The sequence below is a fragment of the Calothrix sp. NIES-2098 genome (assembly GCF_963875125.1).
Taxonomy (GTDB): domain Bacteria; phylum Cyanobacteriota; class Cyanobacteriia; order Cyanobacteriales; family Nostocaceae; genus Aulosira.
This window is the reverse complement of sequence record NZ_CAWNKJ010000001.1, coordinates 3,830,683-3,850,549: the sequence shown is the minus strand read 5'-3', so window position 1 is coordinate 3,850,549 and position 19,867 is coordinate 3,830,683. Positions and strand designations below refer to the sequence as shown.

Below are 19,867 nucleotides of genomic sequence, written 5' to 3'. Positions count from 1 at the left end.
GAAAGATTTATTCATCAATTTCAGGAAAAGTTAGCCGACTAGTGGCAAACACTTTGTATCAGAGCAAATAGTCATCCTGATAGTAGCTCCTGTTTATATTTGGAATCAACAGTTCGCCTAAAGCGCTACCCCCACTGAGGGTCAAGCAGCCTAACTATTTATTATACGGATTATTATACGGAAACTTTCCATATAACTTTTTTCTCAATCCTAATATATCAAGCGTTACAGCTACCTCATGTCTGAATATACGGAAAACAAGATTTATACCCATGTACTTAATCGGGGTAGTAGATCTGTTCGTAGCCCGCTTGATTAGAACTAGAGATGCTACTACGCTACGGGTAGCGACTTGTACAAAATGTTAAATTTTCCAAAGTTAACTTAATCAAATTTGAACTTGAGATAAGTTCAGTAAAAAATGGAAATGTCCCTTTGCATACAGATGTAGGTGTCTAAAAATTCCTCGAAGCAGCTAAAGCAATCTGGCGCGAAAAAAATAAAACATCAACGACGCATTCACAAGCGTCTGATTAAAACTTTATTTCAGAACGCCCATGATGCGATCGCCCTCATTGACGATCGCTTATGTTTTGTAGATATGAATACTGCTGCTTGTGATTTACTCGGCCTACCACGCAAGCAACTCAAAGGGCAAGCAATATCAACTTTCATCACTGCGGAATTTGCTCGTCAACCGAAATCTGGGAATTTTCCGCCAGCACAATCATTGATGGGGGAACTGTTAGTTTCATCTTCTGCCCAGATTCAAAAGGAGGTGGAGTATACCTTAACACCAAATGTATTTCCTCACTGTCATCTGCTGCAATTACGAGATATTAGTCAGCGCCGGGAATCAATGCAGGCGGAATTAAGACAGCAAAAACAACGGGTAGAACTGTTTTCGGAAGTGACGTTAAAAATTCGTCAGTCGTTACAGCTCAAGGAAATTTTACATACCACCGTTACGGAAGTACAACGGATTCTCAAAGCCGATCGCGTGTTAATTTATCACGTATTGCCGGATGGTACGGGCAAAACCATCAGCGAAGCCGTGTTACCAGATTATCCCGCACTCATGGATCTGGAATTTCCCCAAGAAGTTTTTCCCCAGGAGTATCAACAACTATATGCCCAAGGACGGGTAAGAGCGATCGCTAACGTCCACGATCCGGCGGCTGGCTTGGCAGATTGTTTGGTGGAATTTGTCGATCAATTCCAGATCAAAGCCAAATTAATTGTACCGATTGTGCAAAACCTGAATGCCAACTCTCAAAATCAGCTTTGGGGTTTGTTAATCGCCCACCAATGCGACAGCGTGCGTCATTGGGTAGATTTTGAGTTGGAATTGATGCAACAACTAGCCGATCAAATCAGTATTGCTTTATCTCAAGCCCAACTTCTAGAACGCTTAGAAGATGTTGTCGCCGCCCGCACAGCAGAATTGCAAGAAGAAATTAACGTGCGCAAGCAGGCGGAAGCGGCGTTGCGAGAGAGTGAGGAGCAGTTGCGCTTAATTACCAATGCACTGCCAGTACTGATCGCTTATGTAGACGATCGCCAACAATATCGCTTTAACAATCAAGCATATCAGGATTGGCTGGGACAATCTCCTCAAGAAATTTACGGTTGCCATCTGCATCAAGTTTGGGGAGAAGATTGCTACCAAAGAATGCAAGTTCATGTAAAAACAGCTTTATCTGGGCAAGCCGTCAACTATGAAAATGATATTGTTTTAAAGGATGGGAGTTGGCGATCGGTTGATGTTACTTACATCCCGCATCTAGATGATGAGAAAATGGTCAAGGGATTTTTCGCTCTTAGCAGCGATATTAGCGATCGCAAAGCCATTGAACGGATGAAAGATGAATTTATTTCGATCGTTAGCCACGAATTGCGGACTCCCCTAACTTCCTTGCACAGTGCCTTGAAAATCTTAGCAACAGGGCGATTGGGCAGTCTCTCAAGCGAAGGGCAACAAATGCTAGGAATTGCTGATGACAGTACTGAACGATTAGTACGTTTAGTCAACAACGTCCTCGATTTACAACGCATTGAGTTTGGCAAAGCGATCCTGGAGTGCCAAGCCTGTAGTGCTGCTAATTTAACGATCCAAGCAGCAGAAGCAATGCAAGCAATGGCACAGCAGCAAGAAGTAACTCTAGTCAAACAACCACAAGATATCTCAGTGTGGGCAGATGCAGATTATATCTTGCAAGCTTTAACAAATTTACTGAGTAATGCCATCAAGTTTTCATCACCAGGAGGGACTGTTTGGCTAACAGTGGAACAAGCGCCAGCCTCCACCAACCTTCCCCCAGAAGTGGTGTTTCGGGTGCGAGACGAAGGGCCGGGTATTCCTGCCGATCAACTCGAACGAATCTTTGAACGGTTTCAACAGGTAGATTCGTCAGATTCCCGCAAAAAAGGTGGTACTGGTTTAGGGCTGACTATCTGCCGGAAAATTATTGAACAACATAACGGCAGAATTTGGGCTGAGAGTACTCCAGGGTGTGGGAGTACCTTTAGTTTCACATTACCTACCCTTGACAGTGCCAATATCTCATGAGGGGGAGCTATGGATACAAAGCGGATTTTAATTATTGATGACGAAGAAACCATTCAAACTGTTGTGCAATTTGGCATCAGAATGGCGGCGGGATGGGAAGTATTTACTGCTAGTTCTGGCTTTGAAGGCATCCAGACTGCCCAAACCCAAAAACCTGATGCGATTTTGTTGGATGTAATGATGCCAGACATGGATGGTATTGCTACCTTTAAAGAACTACAGTCTCATTCCGAGACAGAACAAATTCCGGTAATTCTTTTAACTGCCAAAGCCCAAACGGCGGAAAAGCGTCAGTTTAACGACCTGGGAGTTAGCGGTGTAATTACCAAACCCTTTAACTCACTGGATCTACCGGAGCAAATTACGAGAATTCTCCATTGGTAGCTGCATCAATGAAAATCTTGCTTGTAGAAGATGATGACATATTAATTAAAGTTCTGACCAAAAATCTCACAACCCATCACTATATTGTAGATGTCGTCAAGGATGGGGAAATGGGGTGGACTTATGGCTCCAGCTTTGAGTATGACCTGATTGTACTGGATATCATGCTGCCGAAGTTGGATGGTATCAGCTTATGCAAGCGTTTCCGGACACAGGGCTACACCCACCCGATTATGTTACTCACTGCCCAAGATAGCATTACCGCCAAAGTGCAGGGATTGGATGCAGGCGCAGATGACTATTTAGTAAAACCTGTCGATCCCATTGAACTAATCGCCAGGATTCGGGCATTGTTGAGGCGAGGAAGTAACAATCCTTTCCCTTTGCTGAGTTGGGGAGATTTGCTCCTCAACCCCAGTACTTGTGAAGTCACTTATAATGGTCGCCCCCTAAACCTAACCACAATGGAATACGATCTGCTAGAACTGCTGCTGCGAGACTGTCAGCACGTGTTTAGCACTGAAGAACTTCTAGATCGATTATGGTCTTCAGAAGAATTTCCTTCAGAAGCAACAGTACGTTCCCATATCCGGCGGGTGCGACATAAGTTGGTGGCTGCGGGTGCGCCCCACGATTTTATCGCGACTATGCATGGACGGGGCTACTATCTGAAAGCACCTAGTACGGAAGAATCGACTGGTTTATCGACAACATCTCCAGAAAATAAATCTCAGAGTTCCGCCAACATAGCTAAGTCCACAGAAACTCAAAGCGATTTTCCACAGCATCTCACTCCAACCGACTCCCAACAACAATATCTGGCTTTCCTCAACGAGACTTGGACAACAACTAAACCCAAAAGTCTCGACCAGATGAGTATTTTGTTACAAACTGTCACAGACTTACAAACTAATCAACTCACGTCCCAAAAACAAGCACAGGCGCATCAAGTTGCTCACAAACTGGCTGGTACTTTAGGGATCTTTGGGTTAACCAAGACAATGCACATTGCGCGGCAATTGGAGTATTGGTTGGGAGGTAGAGAACCACTGCAACCGAAACACGCGCCGTTGATGAAAACTTTAGTGACAGCGCTCCAGCAAGACATCGATCGTACCACACTGATCCAGATGTCCCAAATTCCCAATGCCCAGGCACCGCTGTTGCTAATCGTGAGTTCGGATACTGAGTTCAACTCTTCCCTAGTCACCGTAGCAGCCAGTCGGGGAATTCGCCTGGAGATTGTTCCAGAACCAGATGTAGCTCAAGCCTTACTGACAAACGAGTCTGTCCTTGATGATTTAGGTCAAGATCCTGATGTGATTTTATTACGGTTGCCTGCAATTGCATCCGAGTTGCCTAGCCCGCAATTAAGTAACTTTTGGGAGACATTGCAGACATTTGCACAGCGTTACCCTGACTTACCAATTGTTGTAATGGGCGATCGCGGTGACTTAAGCGATCGCTTAGAGGCGATGCGGCGGGGTGGAAAACTTTTTCTCGCCGGGCCGACTCCTCCCGAACAAGCGATCGATGCTGTAGTTAATTTGTTACGCGGGCCTGAGATTCCCAACAAAGTGATGATTCTTGATGACGATCGCGATTGGTTGCGCACTCTTCCCACCCTGCTGAAACCTTGGGGATTTAAAGTCACAACCCTTGCCGATCCGCAACAATTTTGGACTGTATTGCAAGCAGTCACCCCCGATGCTCTAGTATTAGATGTAAATATGCCCCAAATCAATGGATTTGAACTCTGCCAAATTCTCCGCAGCGATCCTCATTGGCAGCGATTGCCAGTATTATTTTTAAGCGTGCTTACAGACTCCGAAAGCACCAATCAAGCTTTTAACGTCGGTGCTGATGATTACCTGTGTAAACCAGTCAAGGGAGTCGAGCTAGCTAACCGCATTCTCCGAAGGTTACAGAGAGTAAAAGCATGGGCGAGTTGATTATAGGGCATTTGTCATTTGTCATTGGTCATTTGTCCATAGTCAATAGTCTAAAATTATTCTTCCTTGTCCGCCTTGTCCCATTTCTCCCCACACTCCCCACGCTCACTATGGTCGCAACAGCACTATATGCAGAAACAAGAACTTTACTGAAAAATATCAGTTGGCAGACATTCAAAATTATGCTGGCTGAGATGGGAAGCGAGCGTCAATCTCGACTCGCTTACAATAATCAAATAGTAGAAATTATGACCCCACTAATGCCACACGAAAACTCCAATCGCATTATTGAAGGTTTTATTGTGGTGTTATTAGAAGAATGCGATCGCGAGTTTAAACGCTCTGGCTCACTGACTTTGACACGAGATGATTTAGAAACTGGGGGAGAGCCAGATAGTAGCTACTACATTGATAACGAATTATTGGTTAGAGATAAAGAAAATATTGACCTAGCAATCGATCCACCACCAGACTTGGTGCTAGAAGTGGAATACTCTCGTCCAGCGATCGATAAGTTGCGCCTTTACGCTGCACTTGGTATACCCGAATTTTGGCGCTACAACGGTAGCGTATTGCGAATTTATACCCTTAGAGATGGGCAATATCTAGAAGTCCAGACTAGCCCTACTTTTGCTCTAGTGCCAGTTCAAGAAATCCCCCGATTTATTCAGGAAGCTAGAAAAAATGGAGAAAATAAAACTACTCGTGCTTTTCGTGCTTGGGTAAGACAGCATTTGTCAGCCAAACAACAGTAGCCCATGCCCCGATCCCTTCCAGGCTGCACAAATTTTGCACAAACTATGCGCCAAGGTAAGTATTAATTCTATTCTCAAAGAGAAGCGTATGTTGAATTCTATGCAAGCGTCCTTAAGAAACCGTCAGCACCCCCTAATCCACAGATTAGCGGATTCCATTGAAGAAATTTGGCAACAGCACCTCGATCTCTCCCCTTACTCTGTCCCAGAAGGTTTAGGCTATGTTGAGGGACACTTGGAAGGCGAACGGCTGATCATTGAAAATCATTGCTACCAAACTCCGCAATTTCGCAAACTGCATTTAGAATTGGCTCAGGTTGGCAATGGCTTAGATATTCTCCACTGTGTAATGTTCCCCAACCCCGAATATGCCATTCCCATTTTCGGTACAGATTTGGTTGGCGGACGCGGCGGAATTAGTGCTGCGATCGCGGATTTATCTCCTATCAGTAGCGATCGCACTTTGCCATCAAGCTACTATCAAAAATTGTCTGTCTTGTCTCGGCTGGAGTTTTCCCAACCACGGGCTTTACCAGAGTGGGGCGATATCTTTTCGGAATTTTGTCTATTCGTCCGTCCGGGAGACTCGCAAGAAGAAGATAAGTTTCTCAATCGAGTTCGAGAATTTTTAACCATCCATTGTCAGATTGCTAGCCAACAGCAACCCCTCACATCAAATCTTGACATCTCCAAAGTTTTGGCAGGACAACGAAATTACTGTACAAAGCAACAACAAAATGATAAAACCCGGCGCGTTCTAGAAAAATCCTTTGGTACGGAGTGGGCAGATCGCTACATGACAACTATGCTCTTTGACTATGTAGCTTGAAAATTCCACCGATACCTTTTTTCAAAAGGTCATACCAATTCGCGAAAACCTTGATAAAGATAGATTTTTCGTAAGGGCACAATGCCGTGCCCTTACTTACCACAGTATTTGAATCGCGATTAACGTGAAACGGTATAATTCCCTAGTAGCAGAAGCTGCCAAGCGATCGCCGCGACAATTAACGAAATTGCTTTAATTGCTCAATCAAACGATCGAAATAAGGAGCAACGATCGCTTGCTGCTCTGGTTCCACTCGCTTTAAACTAGCAGTTTTAATCCCTTCTAGCCCTACAACCATTGCATCTAAAGGTACTTGCAATTCTTGATACAACAGTTGCATATAGTGCAATCCTTCGGTGCTAGTATAGTCGGTATGCTGTCCGGCGATACCGTAAGTAATACAGCGTAGGAAGTGCCAGAAATCACGCCAGCAGGCATCTGCCCTCATTGGAGGGTAGAGTCCACCACCAGGTTGAGTAATATTGGGAAATCTAGCTAATACTTGAGTTCTGGCTTCATCTACGATTTCAGGAACGCGATCGCGCAGCGCCTGACTTACGGAAATGAGTGCTGTATTCGCAGGTACAAGCTGCTGAATCTGCTGCAAATCTTCATCGCTAAGATAGCGTCCCCCATCATCAGCCGCCTGGAATAACTGAATAGCCTCTGCTGGATGGGTATTTTGCCAAGTGGCAAAACTGACAATCCTTGATTTTTGAATTAGTTCTCGAACCTTTTCACTCAATTGTGGCTGAGTCACGTCGCTTTGCTCCGAATTCAAAATTCAAAATTCAAAATTAATCATCCTCTGAACGAAGTTAGGGGCTTGTATCCTTTTCGTTGCCGTTCATTTTCAAAAGTATGAATCAACTGCTTGGAAACTAGATCTCCTGCCCCTTTTCAAATTTCCAACACGGCTATAACAAATAATTTGATAAGTAACTATTAGTAACACTGTAGCGGTAAGTTGTTAGGAAACTCAACAGGCAAACTATGAACAATTCCGAAGACTACACAGTTAATAACCTAGATTTCTACAGAAAGTATCATGGTCAGCAGCTTTACTATCGCTGGGAGGGAGAAGTCTGGTGGCAAGCAACAGGCGATTCCCAACAGCAGAAATTATTCTCGATTATTGGGATGAATGCAACCAAGGTTTTCATTCGTCCCGATCCTGAGTTTGGCGAGGTGGGTTATCGGATCAATCGGGAGTTAGGCTTATTTTGCGATCCGCAGACCCAAGAAATCTTGCATACATGGCAACCCAATTCTACTTGTCCTGCTGTAGCGATCGTGCATATTGCCAATCGCATAGTCCAGGGGGCTGTCCGACCGAAAACAACGCTAATTCCCAAAGGACAAGATTATGTTACTTCTGTTGTAGAAATTCCCCTAACCTATCCTCATCCATTAGCAGCAGATCCCCAATACCGAGATTATTGTCCTGGTGAAACCTTTAATGGAACAGAATACTTTACTAGCCATATTTCTCGACCAGGGGTACAAAATCTGCCTCCAGCCACTTGGGCGCGAGATTGTCCCTGGCTCCCCTGGATGAAACTGGGCTATGGTCATCCAGCTCGCTTACGATTTGAGACAACAACGACTCGCGTAGAATCCTTTGAACAACTCCATCACAACCTGATTCAATTGATTCGCGAACGAGTGCCGATCTATGAATTTACTCCTGACCAGAGTGACGAAGCAAATATGACAAGTACACTGTACTTTAAGCAGCATTTTGCCGCTTACTTAAAAGGAGAACGCTTTCCCATTCCGGAATGGCTTTGAGAAGGGTTTGAAACTGTAACTTAATTTCAGCGTGTCAATTCTATGGATCTCAGTCAAATCGAAACCGATCTGCAAAACTCAGATTTTCAATACCGCCTGAAGGCAATCTCTGCCCTGCAAGATTATTCGGCTGATGTCGCTGTTCCTTTACTCAACCGCCATATCAAAGACCCAGAATTTCTGGTGCGCACCTTTGTTGCTAGGGAGTTGGGTAAGCAAAAAACCTCCGAATCCTTTGCTGCCCTATTGCAAATTATCAAGTTTGATAACACGCCCAATGTCCGTGCAGAAGCGGCTAATTCGCTGTCATTGTTTGGCAGAATTTCTGCTTCTCATCTAGTGCAGACATTTTTGCGAGACGATCACTGGTTAGTACGTCGCAGCATTTTGGCAGCCTTAGTAGAAATGGATTGCCCGGAAGAAGTGCTAGAGGTGTGTATGCTGGGGCTAGAAGGTGAGGATGCCGCAGTCCAAGAAGCATCTGTAGATGCCTTGGGATGGTTAGCGAATTCCCGTCAGTCTGAAGCCGCTTTGTCCCAACTCCTGAACCTGAAAAATTCTGAGTTTGAATATATCCGGGTAAGAGTTGCTTATGCCCTCAAGCACTTTAATAATCCTGAAGCCAAGGAAGCCCTAGCACAACTGAGACAGGATGCCGATCATCGAGTAGTGGGGGCGGCGATGGAGAATTTAATTCCTTGAGGAGTAGGGAAGATGGGGAGGGTGGGGAGAAATAATTAATAACTATTAACCCTTGGCTCTTGACTCTTGACTAATGACTCATAGATATACTTTCCAGGCTGGCACGTGTGGTGCGACGGGTTAAAGCATGAGGTGTATCTAGCTCTTGTGCAGGTTGGCTTAAAAGACGCGATCGCATTTCCTCACTCAACCCCTGAACATGGGTAAAATCTGCTCCAGCAATGCTTTCTAGTTGCTCGAACTCAACGCCAGTCAAATCTGCTGCTCTTAAATCTGCGCCGGCTAAGTTAGCTCCATTTAATCGAGCATTGCGTAAAGATACTCCAGGTAGCCAGGCTTTGCGCAAGTCAGCCTGAGTTAGCCGTGCGCCCTGAAGATTAGCACGAGTTAGATCTGCTCCCCCCAAATATGCGCCCAACATACTTGCACCCTGCAAATCAGCATGACGTAAGTTAGCTGTATTCAGCTGGGCACCATTCAAATAGGCATTTGGCCCAATCGCCCCAGAGGATTTGTAATTAAAGCCTTCAGGAAACAAAGTTTGGCGATCGTATCTTGCCCCTAGCAGCTTAGTGTTGGTCAAAATAGCTCCGCGTAAGTCTGCGCCACTCAAATCGGCTCGGTACAAACAAGCTCCCTCTAAATTGGCATCCCTTAAAATCGCTTGGCACAGATCCGCGGCTCGTAAATCAGCACCACTCAGATCCGCTGCACTCAGATCTGCTTTACTGAGATTGGCGCGAATCAAAGTAGCTTGATGAAAATTGGCTCTTTGCAGTTCTAAACCACTGAGGTTGAATTGATATAAATCTTCCTCAGTTAGAGCAAAACCTCCCTTGAGGACAGCCAAAACCTCTTGGGGTGTCTTATAAGTCTCCTTGCCGATCATGGGTTGAAATCGTGAGATTATTTAGGGGTATTGTACCGCGACCTATCTACACTCATTTTTCATCCTTCACACTTCATTAAAGGAGCAGCTATGCCTTTTGTACCACCAATGACCATGATGGAGTTTTTTCGGAAGAGTGAAGGAGTGTGGTTTACCCAGCGCACGGTGCATCACTTTGATGCAGTGGCAGATCAGTCAGGAGAATCAAAGCTGTATGTAGGCGTAATTACACTCGACGATCCACGAGTAAAAACAATCTGCGAATCTCAAAGTATCGATCCAGCTAGTGCTAAAGGCGGTGCTAGCTTTATGTGGCAAGAACATGACGACGATCGCGAACCCGATCCGGATCGTGCTGCTGTATTAGTTGATGTCCCAGATGATGAGACTGGGCGATCGGGAAAATTGCTTCGCAACCAAGGCTATGTGGAAAAAATTCCAGTAGTTAGCCGTTATTGGTTCGGACAAGACGGCATTTTAACCATCGATACTGAGTATGAAACCAATCAAGGTCAGGAACGCTGCTGGTTCATGACCGATGATTTTAGAGTGCGTGTCAGTACAGTGCGGATGATGAATGGTGTGTATTTAATGACCTATTGTTCCGAACGACGCTATTTAACTGAGGCGAATTTAGCACAAATGGTACAACACAATTTATCCAGAGCATCCGTGTAATTGTTAGATTTAGAATTGACAAGGGAGAGCAAATTGATAGCAAGTTAAAATTTCAACACAACTCAGTAATTTACCTAAACATTTGAGAAATTTTAGGACGTGCCAGATTTTGTTAGTAGGTTAAAGTTAACTATAGGTGAGATTTGTGGGTGTTTAAAGGTCAGTGCTGTATTATAGAAACAACTTAATTAGGAGGCTGATGGATATGACTTCCATGTCAAATAGACAGTCATCTATCATCCGTACAGAGCGTGGACTGACAATTGCAGGTACCCGTATTACTCTCTATGATGTGATGGATTACTTGACTGCCCAATACCCTCCTAAGTTGATCCGTGGTTTGTTCAACCTCACCAATGAACAGATTGACGCTGCCCTAGCCTATATTGAGACAAATCGCCCCCAAGTTGAAGCAGAGTATCAAATTGTACTTAAAGAAGCTGAAGAACTTCGACGGTATTACGAAGAGCGAAATCGCGATCTCATTGAAAGACTGGCTGCAAAGCCACCTAAACCAGGTATGGAAGCGGCTTGGGAAAAGTTGCAAGCGCAGAAAGCAAAACATCAAGCTCAACGTGAATCCCATGCATGATTTTTCTAGTCGATCATAACCTGGAAGGACATGCTCTACTTTTATTAGGTAACATATCTAGCCAAGGCTGGCTAGATATATTAACAATTCGCTTTATGACCTTTGAAGAGGTGGCATTACCTATTACTAGCGATGACAGGGCAGTTTGGCAGTTTGCACAGGCAAATCAAATGATCCTACTAACAGCCAATCGGAGTATGAAAGGTAAGAATTCTCTAGAGGAAGTAATACGAGAAGAAAATACATCAACTTCATTACCTGTTGTCACTATTGGAAATGCCGATCGAGTATTAAGCGATCCTGATTATCGCAATCGTTGTGTCGATCGGCTGATTGAGATTATCTTTGACATTGATGACTACAGGGGTTCAAGAAGGCTTTTCATTCCTTGAAACTTTTACTTAATTGAACAGTCATTCAATTTCTAGCTCTTTAGTCAGATCTGGATACTTATTGTCGATATGCGATCGCATTCCCTAAGTATTTTCCCATCACCGAATGCTAACGTTAAGGATCGTTACTTTGTTTAATATATTCGAGACGGCGAATTTGTGAATCCCGTATTCTCTGGGATTAAGGCAAATTAGTCTCTAACTTTTATGTATAAGTGCTTCCTCGAGCATCTGGAACAATCGCTTTTGCAAAGGTTTACATTGGAGAGTCGCCCAATTCCCCCAGGACTAGAGTATCAGGTGAGCGATCGCGGCAGAAATCCCGCCACAATTCAGAGTTGGTGCTACAAGTGTCCACAGTTACGGAAAATCCGCTATACATACATCGATGCAGGTGCAAGCGCCCAGATTATGAATAGTGTGATTTATCCCAATCATCACTATGATTTGCCCTTACTTGGCATCGATTTTCTGTCTTTTGGTCAGGTGAAGAATCTGATTGTTATGGATTTCCAGCCTTTATTTCAAGATGAAGCTTACTTGAGGAAGTATATCCATCCATTGCAGACCTTGCATGATAAGTATCCAGACTTGGCACAAGGCTTGGAAATGAAATTTTATGATGCTAATCAGTACTTCTCTAAATATCTGTTGTTTGCCAAAACAGATGCAGTAACAGTCACAACGAGGGTATTTGCAGCCTTCAAAGACTATCTAAATCTGTACTGGCAGATGCTAGCCCAAGCCGAACCTCTGATTGATCAGTCAGACATTCAACGGATTGTCAAAGCTCAAAAAGACTACGACCAATATAGTGCCGATCGCGATCCAGCATCTGGTTTGTTCAGCAGCTACTTTGGACATCAATGGTCAGAGCGATTTTTGTATGAATTTTTGTTTGAAGATGCTGTGCCATTAGTAGCTGTTGCAGCCAAATAGAAATTTAAATATATTTCACCTCGACAGAACTTTGGTGATATTGAAATTTTGAATTTTGAATTCGGAGCGAAGCGACGTTGACTCTCTATCAGCCATTTTTAGATTATGCGATCGCGCTTTTGCAAGAACAGTTGAATTTGCAACCTTATCCCATCCCCACTGGGTTTGAGTCTAAGCAAGCAACAGTAGGCAAAGGCAAACATCAAGAGGAAGTCTTAACTACTAGCTATGCTTATCAAAGTACCAAACTCCGGCAAATTCGAGCCGCCCACGTACAAGGAGGTAGCTCACTTCAGGTATTAAATTTCGTAATTTTTCCGCACCTGAATTACGATTTACCCTTCTTTGGTGCAGATTTAGTTACCTTACCAGGAGGGCACTTAATAGCCCTCGATATGCAACCCCTATTTCGGGATGATGTGGAGTATCAAGCAAAATATACCCAGCCTATTCTGCCAATTTTCCAGACACATCAGCAGCATCTACCTTGGGGGGGCGACTTTCCCGAAGAAGCCCAACCCTTTTTCTCTCCCGCCTTTCTCTGGACACGCCCGCAGCAAACTGAAGTTGTAAAAACTCATGTATTTGCAGCCTTCAAAGACTATCTAAATGCCTATCTAGATTTTGTTGACCAAGCACAACCTGTAACCAACTCTAAATATTTAGCAGAAATTGAACAGGCGCAACTGCGTTATCTCCGCTACCGTGCCGAAAAAGACCCAGCCAGGGGAATGTTCACCCGTTTTTACGGTGCTGAATGGACAGAAGAATATATCCACGGATTTTTGTTTGATTTGGAAAGAAAGCTCACATCAGCTATCAAATAAAGAAAAAACTCCAGGGCTAGAAACTAATAAGAGAATCAGCAAACAAATTTCCTATGCCCAATGCCCCATACCCCATGCCCATTTTCAAAAATGTTTGTTTGTTGGTAACTGAATCTGAGAAAATCTAACAAGGATATTTTAAATCTATTTTTAGGAAACACAATCAAGATGACTGATACTACAGAACTCACCTCAAGCGCTTTAGCAAGCTCTGAAGAACTGAATTTAGCGATCGCAGAATTAGAAGAATATCGGGAACGTTTGGTTAACGATACTTTGTCAATGGCGCAAAAGGCTAAAGTGATGAAGGCACAAGCACTTGCTAGCTTGCAACCTCAGCTGGCTCAATTAGACGCAACTCTGGAGTCACTTCGCCAGCAACAGTCTAGTCTGACATCTGGTAATTAGAGGATTGAACAATAGCGGTGATAAGGAATTTGTGATGAGTCAATCACTCAACTCAGAAGCTCCAACAACAGAAGATCCCATCCTGCAAGTGCAAGCTGAAAATGATGCTTTGGTTCAGAGGGTAAACGAACAGATTACACTCGAAACCTTCGATGCAACAGATAAAACAGTTCTCAAACAACTCGTGGAGGGTTTAGGAGATACACGAGGATTGGTGCGACTGCGGTTTGCTGAAACCTTGGGTGAAATTGGTGAACCAGCAACGCCATTTCTCGTAGAAGCATTGGCAAATCATGCCAATGTAGTTGTGCGGAGGGCAGCTGCGAAGACACTGACGATCATCTCTGACCCTCGCGCTGTGCCAAACTTGCTTCATGCTTTTCTGAATGATGAAGATACGGTAGTCAGAAGTTCAGCAGCTGGAGCGTTAGCTAGAACAGGAGAAGCGTCTGTACCAGCATTACTAGAAATTCTGGCATCAGACAAACATCCACAAGATATTAAAGGTCATGCTGCATGGGCGTTGGCGTTTATTGGCTCGGAAGCAGCAGACTATCTATATAAAGCATTGAACGCCGCCTCTTTGGATGTACGATGTGCTGTCATTGGGGCGCTTGGTCATGTGGCGCAAGAGCAGTCAGATGAAAAGTCCTATAACCTGCTAGTTTCTGCCTTAACCGATCCAGAAGCGCTGATTCGTACCGAAGCCGCCGCCGCTTTGGGACAAGTTAATTATCCTCCCTCTGTACCGCATTTAATTCTGGCAATTCATGATACCGATTTAGATGTGAGGAAAGCCGCAATTAATTCACTCGGCAAAATTGGCGATCGCGTCGCTTTAGAACCATTACAAGCGCTACTTAATGATGAACAGGAAGTAGTGCGAGTTTTGGCGAAATTAGCGATCGCGCAAATTGAACGCCAGTCCAAAGAAGATGATTGGTAACAAGATATCTTGCTGATCTGCTGTATTGGGGTTGTTAGGTTCGCGTCTGCCAAGATTTTGGATCGCGCCGACCATGAAAAATGGCTATCACAATGACCCGACTCGATACAAACCGATAATATACAGCGTAAGGAAAGCGTTGGATTACTGCCCGTCGAATGTCTCTATATACAACTGCGTAAGACTCTAGCATTTGGCAAATTCGATTGAGTATTTCGTCCACACAGTCCAAAAACTCGTCACCCAGCCCTGGCTGTTGGCTTTCGTACCAAGTATAAGCCTCATCTATTTCTTCGCGAACTTCTGGACGAAATACTAATGCATAATTCATCGTTGTCTTTTAACAGATGCTTTGATGTCTTCCCAAGTCAATACATTATCTGGATTCTTTTCATAGTCCTCAATCCGATCATCAAGCTCCCGTTTTTGTGCTTGGGTCAATTCAGGGTAAGCTTGCTCGGCTGCAATACTATCCCATATTGCTTGCACAAGACGAATTCGCTCTTCAACACTGAGGGCTGCAATTTCATTTAATGTAGCCGTGATATCCATGCAGAGTAATTTAAATTTAGGAGTAGGCGATACACTTTCAATATAGCGGACAAGGTTTTGTCCATCAAAGAGAAATATTGTTGAGCGATCGCGCCGCTTTAGAACCATTACAGGCGCTACTTAATGATGAACAGGAAGTAGTGCGAGTTTTGGCGAAATTAGCGATCGCACCCCATGAGATACAGTTACAGGCGGCACTCCATGAGTTTGCTGTTTCTCTATTTTGCTTTGAAAGCATCTAAGAAATCAGCGCCAAACGAGATAAATCTGGCGATCGCTCTTAATTATTGCTGATCAAAAAACTCCCCGTGTCTACCTCCCTGCATCAGCCCTAATGCCAGACTTGATCTTACTGGTAGCTACATCCGTGAAAGAGAGCCAATCTTAGTAAGTTTATCCTGATCCAGCCCCTTGAGTTCATCCAGATGCAACCATCCCTGTTTAATTAGAGTTGCAAAAACAAATACGAGAACTGAATAGTTGTAATCATACTTACCATCAATCTCGTGTCTTTTGGCACTCAGAAAGTTATGCAAACGCCAGATATCTTCCAATTCGGAAATATGAACGGCGTTGTCGCGAACGTCCTGAATCAGGGCGTTGATTTCTCGCTCGTATGCTTTTTGAAAAGCGGCTTGAGCAACTTCTTGTTCTAAATCAGACCAGCTAACTTCGTTTACCTTCATGCTCCCATCCCAAAATACTCTCCTCCAAGAGAGCAAATTAACTTCATAAGGGAACTCCAAAACATAAATTATTCCGTTAAAGTCGTTAACGGTTGATAGTTCACAGTTAACCGTCAACCGTCAACAATAGCAATGGAATATTTTTTACTTGGAAGTCCATAATACATTTTCATATCGAAGATTATGGGCAGAGCAAAGCCATGCCCACAATCTTCGATAGTGTACTGCGTCAGACCGCAGATTTATAATTTGTGGAGGTGTAGAGCTCTACCCTCGGCGAGGATTTATCACCTCATTTCCTAAGTCTGTTTCTTCTAGTACTAGCGAACCAAATTTAGTAACTCTTTGGGAGATGCTAGTAAGTCTATTGCCACAAAGAAGATTTTATTCTCAGGAGTTAGCAAGAATCTCCAAGCCATATTCATACCCACACTAGCTCCAAACCAGGGGGTTTGCACTGTACCTGTAACTTTGATCTGAGTGTAACCATCCTCTACGGGTTCAGACACACCTCGCTGTGGTATTAACTTGAGGTTCTGACAATCTTCTCGGAAAAACCTATAGACTGCTTCCTTACCTGCGATTGGTTTTTGAAAGGGAGGTTGCAGGGCACCATCGGGAGTAAATAACTCAATTAACGCATCAAAGTCGTTGGCATTTAAGTTATCCATATAACTCAGGATGGTTGGATTATCTATCCCCTCGATAGTGACAGGAGTCCGTTTAGCCATTTCTTTCGGCGGAGCCACAGGTTCACTAACCTTGGTATAACTGCCCAATTTGCTGAGATCGTACCCCATATCAACTACAGAATTACGCAGCACGGTAATTTGCTGTCCTGCGTCTAGATCCCTAATTGCTTGCAGAACTGCGGCTGCATTTGCCGAGAGTCGATAACCTTGTGGAATGGGAGCTACAATACCCTGCTCCATCCACTCTCCAAGCCGATACCAAAAACCAAGTTTGATGTTTACAGACCAAATTGCATAGGTACGGCAAATGGGCGTATCAGCACGATTTGCTAGGTCACACATGACCTGAGTTTGTTCCTGGAAAGACATTTGCTTGAGTTCATTCAAGGTGTTTTCTGCAAATACCATATTTGCAGCGCCAGGAGCAGCAATGGTAATCGTTTTACCCATTTCTAGGTAAGCAAACCAGATGAGCGCTAACTGATCCTCAGCACTCAGTTGGTTGAAGCGAGCAATGGTTGCTGGGACTGAATCGGCAGTCAGTGTTTCAGGAAAGATACCGCGAGCTGAATCGATGGTAAACGGCATAAGTGAACCTTAGTTAGGAGTTTATGGATGATCAAGCTCAACGCTTAACTGACGTTTACAGCTTTATTTGTGTAAATCTCATTAGTAGTATTAACTATTTGCAACAAAAAGTAAAGAAACTTAATAAAGTTTTGTATCTGTCTTGACAGCAATTGCAGCGTCAAGCCTAGCTGTCATATCTTGTGCGTGATTGATCTGAAGACAGCATAAGGAGACAGCACGCTCTTGTGGTTTCCCAACTTGTAGCGACTGGCATCTCAGAGGATCAGGGGAAAAGATTAAAGGTTTTTTCTTTCCCTTGAACCATTCCCCTTTTTCCTCTTAACCGACAAGTATTGAACAAAGCCCTGAATTATAGGGAAATTTTGCGGTACTACTCTGTTGTGGAAGTTAAAAGAATTATTTGCTGTTTTTGGAGCGATCGCACATCTGCTAAACTCGCATCCACTGACTGCAAAATTTGCTCTGTCGTCTGATTCCCATCACAGGCGAGGAGAAACTGCCACTCAGCATCATTAAGACGCACAATCTGATAGTCTTGATTGAAGAATTGTTGGCTATCTCGCCATCCTTGAATGCAAGGACTCGGTTCGGGAATTGCAGACATCAGTTTTGCATCTGCTGCCCAATTTTCTCTATTAATGGGGCTGCGTCCTAAGAAAAACTCGTAGTGGGTAATTGCTTGCGGATCTAGGAGTTCAATTAACCGATAGCGTTGGCGATCGCTCAAGGTGTGCGCCCGTTCAATTAGTTCTGGTGCTTTACCAATCAATCGTTCTAAATTCCAAACCTGAGGATTAGAAAAGCCGAGAAACTCCAACCCTGACGCATCAATTAACTCAAACACTGTATTGATGTTGTAATCAATTTCCTGGGGATGGACATACATATCTGCAAAGTAGCCATCCCGTTGATTTTCCCAAGACCAGCGTTCCTGTTCGCGCTGGCGGAGGCGGTTATCTTCTGGTAATGCAGCAAATATTTGTCGCCCAACTGCTACGCCATCAGTGTAATCGCCGCGTTTATCGCCTTGCAAAAGCGCGATCGCCTCTTGCATCAGTTTAATTTCCCAACGCCCCAGTTCACCATAGACAAATATATGCACAATCCCACCAGGCGATAGCTTTTTCGCCAAGGCTTGAATCCCTCGAATCGGGTCAGGGGTATGGTGTAGTACTCCCACACAGTTAATTAAATCGAACTCACCCGGAAGCTGTTCGACATCAAACAAACTCAGATGATGAAATTCTACCCTTGTTGCCCCTGATTTTTGACAACGTTCTTGAGCTACAGCTAATGCGCCAGCACTCAAATCAATGCCTACAACCGCCGCATCCGGATTGAGATGTACCAAGTATTCTGTTCCTACTCCCGTACCACATCCAGCATCGAGGATGCGGACATTTTTATGAGAAGGTTTTTGTCCAGTACAAAAGTTATACGCCGTCAGCCAGTTCCAGCGCCAGTTATAACCAGGAGGTGGTTCATCTAATAAGGGTTCTGGGGGGAAGGGATATGTATTATATAGTTTGGCGACAGCTGCACTAATTGCTTGGGAATCTGACATGGCGGGATAACAGTAATTCGTAATTGATAATAGCCATAATTATTTAAATTCTATGCCCAATCCCTATCTCTAGGACAATTAACTGCTCCCTGTGGCTTTTGACCTTGCAGGGCTTGCAGAATATTTTGGGCGGCTTCTAGGGCAATGTTCCGCCGCAGCTCGTCAACGGCAGATCCAATATGGGGAGTGAAGAAGGTTTGATTGGTGTTTTCTAATAATGGCTGGGGTATGCTGTCAGGGTTATCGCTACGATACCAGTCTTCCATTTCAAACACATCGGCAGCGTAGCCTGCTAAGTGTCCAGATTCTAAAGCTTGACACACAGCTTGCTCATCCACGACAGAACCACGGCAGGGATTAATTAAAAAGCTACCGGGTTTCATTTTGGCTAAGATGTTGGCATTGATTAAATGAAAGGTTGCTGGTTCTAGAGGTACTACCAAAACTACAAAATCACTCACTTCAATTAAAGTCTCAAAACCGACTCGTGATAAATTCCAAGCTGCTTCTTGTTCTGGAGGTAAAGCTACTGGATCGCTGTAAAGTAACTGCATCTCAAAACCCACCAGACGTTGAGCGATCGCTTTGCCTAATGCACCCATACCAACAATTCCCAAGGTACGATTTGCTAGCCCTAGGCTGTAAAATTGAGGTCGCCACCCGGCAAATTTACCTGTGCGAATGAAGCGATCGCCTTCTAACATCCGCCTTCCTAACCCAATTAATAACCCAATGGTGATTTCGGCGGTAGGTGCAGACAATAAAGAAGGCACAATCGTAAACCAGACACCGCGATGAGTACAAGCTACAACATCAAAATTATCATAGCCCTTGAGGGCAGCTGCAATTACTTTCAGCTTCGGACATTCCCACAGAAAAGCTTCATCTATGGTATCAGGCATAAATACCATGAGTGCCTCAGCATCTTTTGCCCGTTGTAGAATTTCCCCACGGGATAAAGCCTCTTTACGAGGGTTAGCAATCACCTCACAACTAGGTTCGAGGAGTTCAATCACTTCGGGATGCACCCAGTTAGTAATCACAACTTTTGGCTTCATGGGTATATCCTCACCTCAAGCTAACCGTCTGCGTAAATAGCCACTAAAACTGTCTACCAGTGTCACCATCA

Annotated in this window: 23 protein-coding genes; 15 read left to right on the top strand and 8 right to left on the bottom strand. The window is 44.2% G+C overall.

The features are described from left to right. Positions 1-451: 451 nt before the first annotated feature. The 5 genes from AACU33_RS16160 (at position 452) to AACU33_RS16140 (ending at position 6,489) form a co-directional block, all read left to right on the top strand. On the top strand, positions 452-2,569 hold the full coding sequence (locus tag AACU33_RS16160) for an ATP-binding protein (protein ID WP_096589648.1): 2,118 nt from the start codon (positions 452-454) through the stop codon (positions 2,567-2,569). Positions 2,570-2,578: 9 nt separating this feature from the next. After that, positions 2,579-2,953 carry a response regulator gene (locus AACU33_RS16155; protein WP_096589647.1) on the top strand — a complete coding sequence of 125 codons (375 nt, stop codon included), beginning with the start codon at positions 2,579-2,581 and terminating at the stop codon, positions 2,951-2,953. Positions 2,954-2,961: 8 nt separating this feature from the next. Further along, a complete protein-coding gene (locus AACU33_RS16150; RefSeq protein WP_096589646.1) occupies positions 2,962-4,905 on the top strand; it encodes a response regulator in 1,944 nt (647 codons plus the stop codon). 110 nt (positions 4,906-5,015) lie between these two features. Further along, positions 5,016-5,660 (top strand): Uma2 family endonuclease, encoded by a 645-nt coding sequence (locus AACU33_RS16145; RefSeq protein WP_096589645.1) that lies wholly within the window; start codon positions 5,016-5,018, stop codon positions 5,658-5,660. Positions 5,661-5,748: 88 nt separating this feature from the next. Then, positions 5,749-6,489 (top strand): phycocyanobilin:ferredoxin oxidoreductase, encoded by a 741-nt coding sequence (locus AACU33_RS16140; protein ID WP_096589644.1) that lies wholly within the window; start codon positions 5,749-5,751, stop codon positions 6,487-6,489. A 178-nt stretch (positions 6,490-6,667) separates the two neighbouring features. Here AACU33_RS16140 and AACU33_RS16135 read toward each other — a convergent pair whose 3' ends face one another. Continuing rightward, a complete protein-coding gene (locus AACU33_RS16135; protein WP_096589643.1) occupies positions 6,668-7,249 on the bottom strand; it encodes a phycobilisome protein in 582 nt (193 codons plus the stop codon). 233 nt (positions 7,250-7,482) lie between these two features. Between AACU33_RS16135 and AACU33_RS16130 the strand changes: the two genes are divergently transcribed. Both AACU33_RS16130 and AACU33_RS16125 read left to right on the top strand, forming a co-directional pair. Continuing rightward, the gene (locus AACU33_RS16130; RefSeq protein WP_096589642.1) at positions 7,483-8,280 is read left to right on the top strand and encodes a DUF1838 family protein; all 798 of its coding nucleotides are present in this window, start codon (positions 7,483-7,485) and stop codon (positions 8,278-8,280) included. Positions 8,281-8,322: 42 nt separating this feature from the next. After that, positions 8,323-8,982, top strand: coding sequence for a HEAT repeat domain-containing protein (locus tag AACU33_RS16125; RefSeq protein ID WP_096589641.1), 660 nt, complete (start codon positions 8,323-8,325; stop codon positions 8,980-8,982). A gap of 70 nt (positions 8,983-9,052) precedes the next feature. On the opposite strand, the gene AACU33_RS16120 is transcribed toward AACU33_RS16125, so the two are convergent. Next, a complete protein-coding gene (locus AACU33_RS16120; RefSeq protein WP_096589640.1) occupies positions 9,053-9,871 on the bottom strand; it encodes a pentapeptide repeat-containing protein in 819 nt (272 codons plus the stop codon). Between the two features lie 90 nt (positions 9,872-9,961). On the opposite strand from AACU33_RS16120, the gene AACU33_RS16115 reads away from it, so the two are divergent. The 7 genes from AACU33_RS16115 to AACU33_RS16085 all read left to right on the top strand — a co-directional run bounded on the left by AACU33_RS16115 (position 9,962) and on the right by AACU33_RS16085 (position 14,653). Next, complete coding sequence (locus tag AACU33_RS16115) at positions 9,962-10,549, top strand: phycobiliprotein lyase (RefSeq protein WP_096589639.1); 588 nt, start codon at positions 9,962-9,964, stop codon at positions 10,547-10,549. 205 nt (positions 10,550-10,754) lie between these two features. Continuing rightward, positions 10,755-11,141, top strand: a complete 387-nt coding sequence (locus AACU33_RS16110) for a DUF433 domain-containing protein (protein WP_096589638.1) — start codon at positions 10,755-10,757, stop codon at positions 11,139-11,141. Next, entirely contained in the window at positions 11,138-11,533 is a 396-nt protein-coding gene (locus tag AACU33_RS16105; protein WP_096589637.1) for a DUF5615 family PIN-like protein, read from the top strand. Before AACU33_RS16110 ends, AACU33_RS16105 begins: the two co-directional genes overlap by 4 nt. Before the next feature lie 207 nt (positions 11,534-11,740). Beyond that, complete coding sequence (locus tag AACU33_RS16100) at positions 11,741-12,472, top strand: 15,16-dihydrobiliverdin:ferredoxin oxidoreductase (protein WP_096589636.1); 732 nt, start codon at positions 11,741-11,743, stop codon at positions 12,470-12,472. Positions 12,473-12,549: 77 nt separating this feature from the next. Beyond that, positions 12,550-13,299 carry a phycoerythrobilin:ferredoxin oxidoreductase gene (locus tag AACU33_RS16095; protein ID WP_096589635.1) on the top strand — a complete coding sequence of 250 codons (750 nt, stop codon included), beginning with the start codon at positions 12,550-12,552 and terminating at the stop codon, positions 13,297-13,299. A gap of 168 nt (positions 13,300-13,467) precedes the next feature. Then, on the top strand, positions 13,468-13,707 hold the full coding sequence (locus tag AACU33_RS16090; protein ID WP_096589634.1) for a hypothetical protein: 240 nt from the start codon (positions 13,468-13,470) through the stop codon (positions 13,705-13,707). A gap of 34 nt (positions 13,708-13,741) precedes the next feature. Continuing rightward, the gene (locus AACU33_RS16085; RefSeq protein ID WP_096589633.1) at positions 13,742-14,653 is read left to right on the top strand and encodes a HEAT repeat domain-containing protein; all 912 of its coding nucleotides are present in this window, start codon (positions 13,742-13,744) and stop codon (positions 14,651-14,653) included. 34 nt (positions 14,654-14,687) lie between these two features. Here the strand turns inward: AACU33_RS16085 and AACU33_RS16080 are convergent, their stop codons facing one another. Next, complete coding sequence (locus tag AACU33_RS16080) at positions 14,688-14,984, bottom strand: type II toxin-antitoxin system RelE/ParE family toxin (protein ID WP_096589632.1); 297 nt, start codon at positions 14,982-14,984, stop codon at positions 14,688-14,690. After that, entirely contained in the window at positions 14,981-15,313 is a 333-nt protein-coding gene (locus AACU33_RS16075; RefSeq protein WP_445291760.1) for an addiction module protein, read from the bottom strand. The genes AACU33_RS16080 and AACU33_RS16075 overlap by 4 nt, the downstream gene beginning before the upstream one ends. Between AACU33_RS16075 and AACU33_RS16070 the strand changes: the two genes are divergently transcribed. After that, positions 15,286-15,447: a hypothetical protein gene (locus AACU33_RS16070; protein WP_339376065.1), complete on the top strand. Its 162-nt coding sequence runs from the start codon at positions 15,286-15,288 to the stop codon at positions 15,445-15,447. The genes AACU33_RS16075 and AACU33_RS16070 overlap by 28 nt on opposite strands. Before the next feature lie 117 nt (positions 15,448-15,564). On the opposite strand, the gene AACU33_RS16065 is transcribed toward AACU33_RS16070, so the two are convergent. From AACU33_RS16065 to AACU33_RS16050, 4 genes are all read right to left on the bottom strand, one after another. After that, complete coding sequence (locus tag AACU33_RS16065; RefSeq protein ID WP_096589631.1) at positions 15,565-15,891, bottom strand: hypothetical protein; 327 nt, start codon at positions 15,889-15,891, stop codon at positions 15,565-15,567. A 320-nt stretch (positions 15,892-16,211) separates the two neighbouring features. Beyond that, positions 16,212-17,171: an orange carotenoid-binding protein gene (locus tag AACU33_RS16060; RefSeq protein WP_096589630.1), complete on the bottom strand. Its 960-nt coding sequence runs from the start codon at positions 17,169-17,171 to the stop codon at positions 16,212-16,214. A gap of 373 nt (positions 17,172-17,544) precedes the next feature. Beyond that, entirely contained in the window at positions 17,545-18,738 is a 1,194-nt protein-coding gene (locus AACU33_RS16055; RefSeq protein WP_096589629.1) for a class I SAM-dependent methyltransferase, read from the bottom strand. Between the two features lie 50 nt (positions 18,739-18,788). Next, positions 18,789-19,796, bottom strand: coding sequence for a phosphonate dehydrogenase (locus tag AACU33_RS16050; protein WP_096589628.1), 1,008 nt, complete (start codon positions 19,794-19,796; stop codon positions 18,789-18,791). Positions 19,797-19,867 lie beyond the last annotated feature (71 nt).

Coding starts and splice junctions, on each gene's coding strand:
- AACU33_RS16065 (WP_096589631.1), bottom strand. CDS start 15,891: ATGAAGGTAAACGAAGTTAGCTGGTCTGATTTAGAACAAGAAGTTGCT.
- AACU33_RS16050 (WP_096589628.1), bottom strand. CDS start 19,796: ATGAAGCCAAAAGTTGTGATTACTAACTGGGTGCATCCCGAAGTGATT.
- AACU33_RS16120 (WP_096589640.1), bottom strand. CDS start 9,871: ATGATCGGCAAGGAGACTTATAAGACACCCCAAGAGGTTTTGGCTGTC.
- AACU33_RS16090 (WP_096589634.1), top strand. CDS start 13,468: ATGACTGATACTACAGAACTCACCTCAAGCGCTTTAGCAAGCTCTGAA.
- AACU33_RS16115 (WP_096589639.1), top strand. CDS start 9,962: ATGCCTTTTGTACCACCAATGACCATGATGGAGTTTTTTCGGAAGAGT.
- AACU33_RS16060 (WP_096589630.1), bottom strand. CDS start 17,171: ATGCCGTTTACCATCGATTCAGCTCGCGGTATCTTTCCTGAAACACTG.
- AACU33_RS16145 (WP_096589645.1), top strand. CDS start 5,016: ATGGTCGCAACAGCACTATATGCAGAAACAAGAACTTTACTGAAAAAT.
- AACU33_RS16055 (WP_096589629.1), bottom strand. CDS start 18,738: ATGTCAGATTCCCAAGCAATTAGTGCAGCTGTCGCCAAACTATATAAT.
- AACU33_RS16085 (WP_096589633.1), top strand. CDS start 13,742: ATGAGTCAATCACTCAACTCAGAAGCTCCAACAACAGAAGATCCCATC.
- AACU33_RS16100 (WP_096589636.1), top strand. CDS start 11,741: ATGTATAAGTGCTTCCTCGAGCATCTGGAACAATCGCTTTTGCAAAGG.
- AACU33_RS16155 (WP_096589647.1), top strand. CDS start 2,579: ATGGATACAAAGCGGATTTTAATTATTGATGACGAAGAAACCATTCAA.
- AACU33_RS16140 (WP_096589644.1), top strand. CDS start 5,749: ATGTTGAATTCTATGCAAGCGTCCTTAAGAAACCGTCAGCACCCCCTA.
- AACU33_RS16105 (WP_096589637.1), top strand. CDS start 11,138: ATGATTTTTCTAGTCGATCATAACCTGGAAGGACATGCTCTACTTTTA.
- AACU33_RS16125 (WP_096589641.1), top strand. CDS start 8,323: ATGGATCTCAGTCAAATCGAAACCGATCTGCAAAACTCAGATTTTCAA.
- AACU33_RS16150 (WP_096589646.1), top strand. CDS start 2,962: ATGAAAATCTTGCTTGTAGAAGATGATGACATATTAATTAAAGTTCTG.
- AACU33_RS16075 (WP_445291760.1), bottom strand. CDS start 15,313: ATGGTTCTAAAGCGGCGCGATCGCTCAACAATATTTCTCTTTGATGGA.
- AACU33_RS16080 (WP_096589632.1), bottom strand. CDS start 14,984: ATGAATTATGCATTAGTATTTCGTCCAGAAGTTCGCGAAGAAATAGAT.
- AACU33_RS16130 (WP_096589642.1), top strand. CDS start 7,483: ATGAACAATTCCGAAGACTACACAGTTAATAACCTAGATTTCTACAGA.
- AACU33_RS16110 (WP_096589638.1), top strand. CDS start 10,755: ATGACTTCCATGTCAAATAGACAGTCATCTATCATCCGTACAGAGCGT.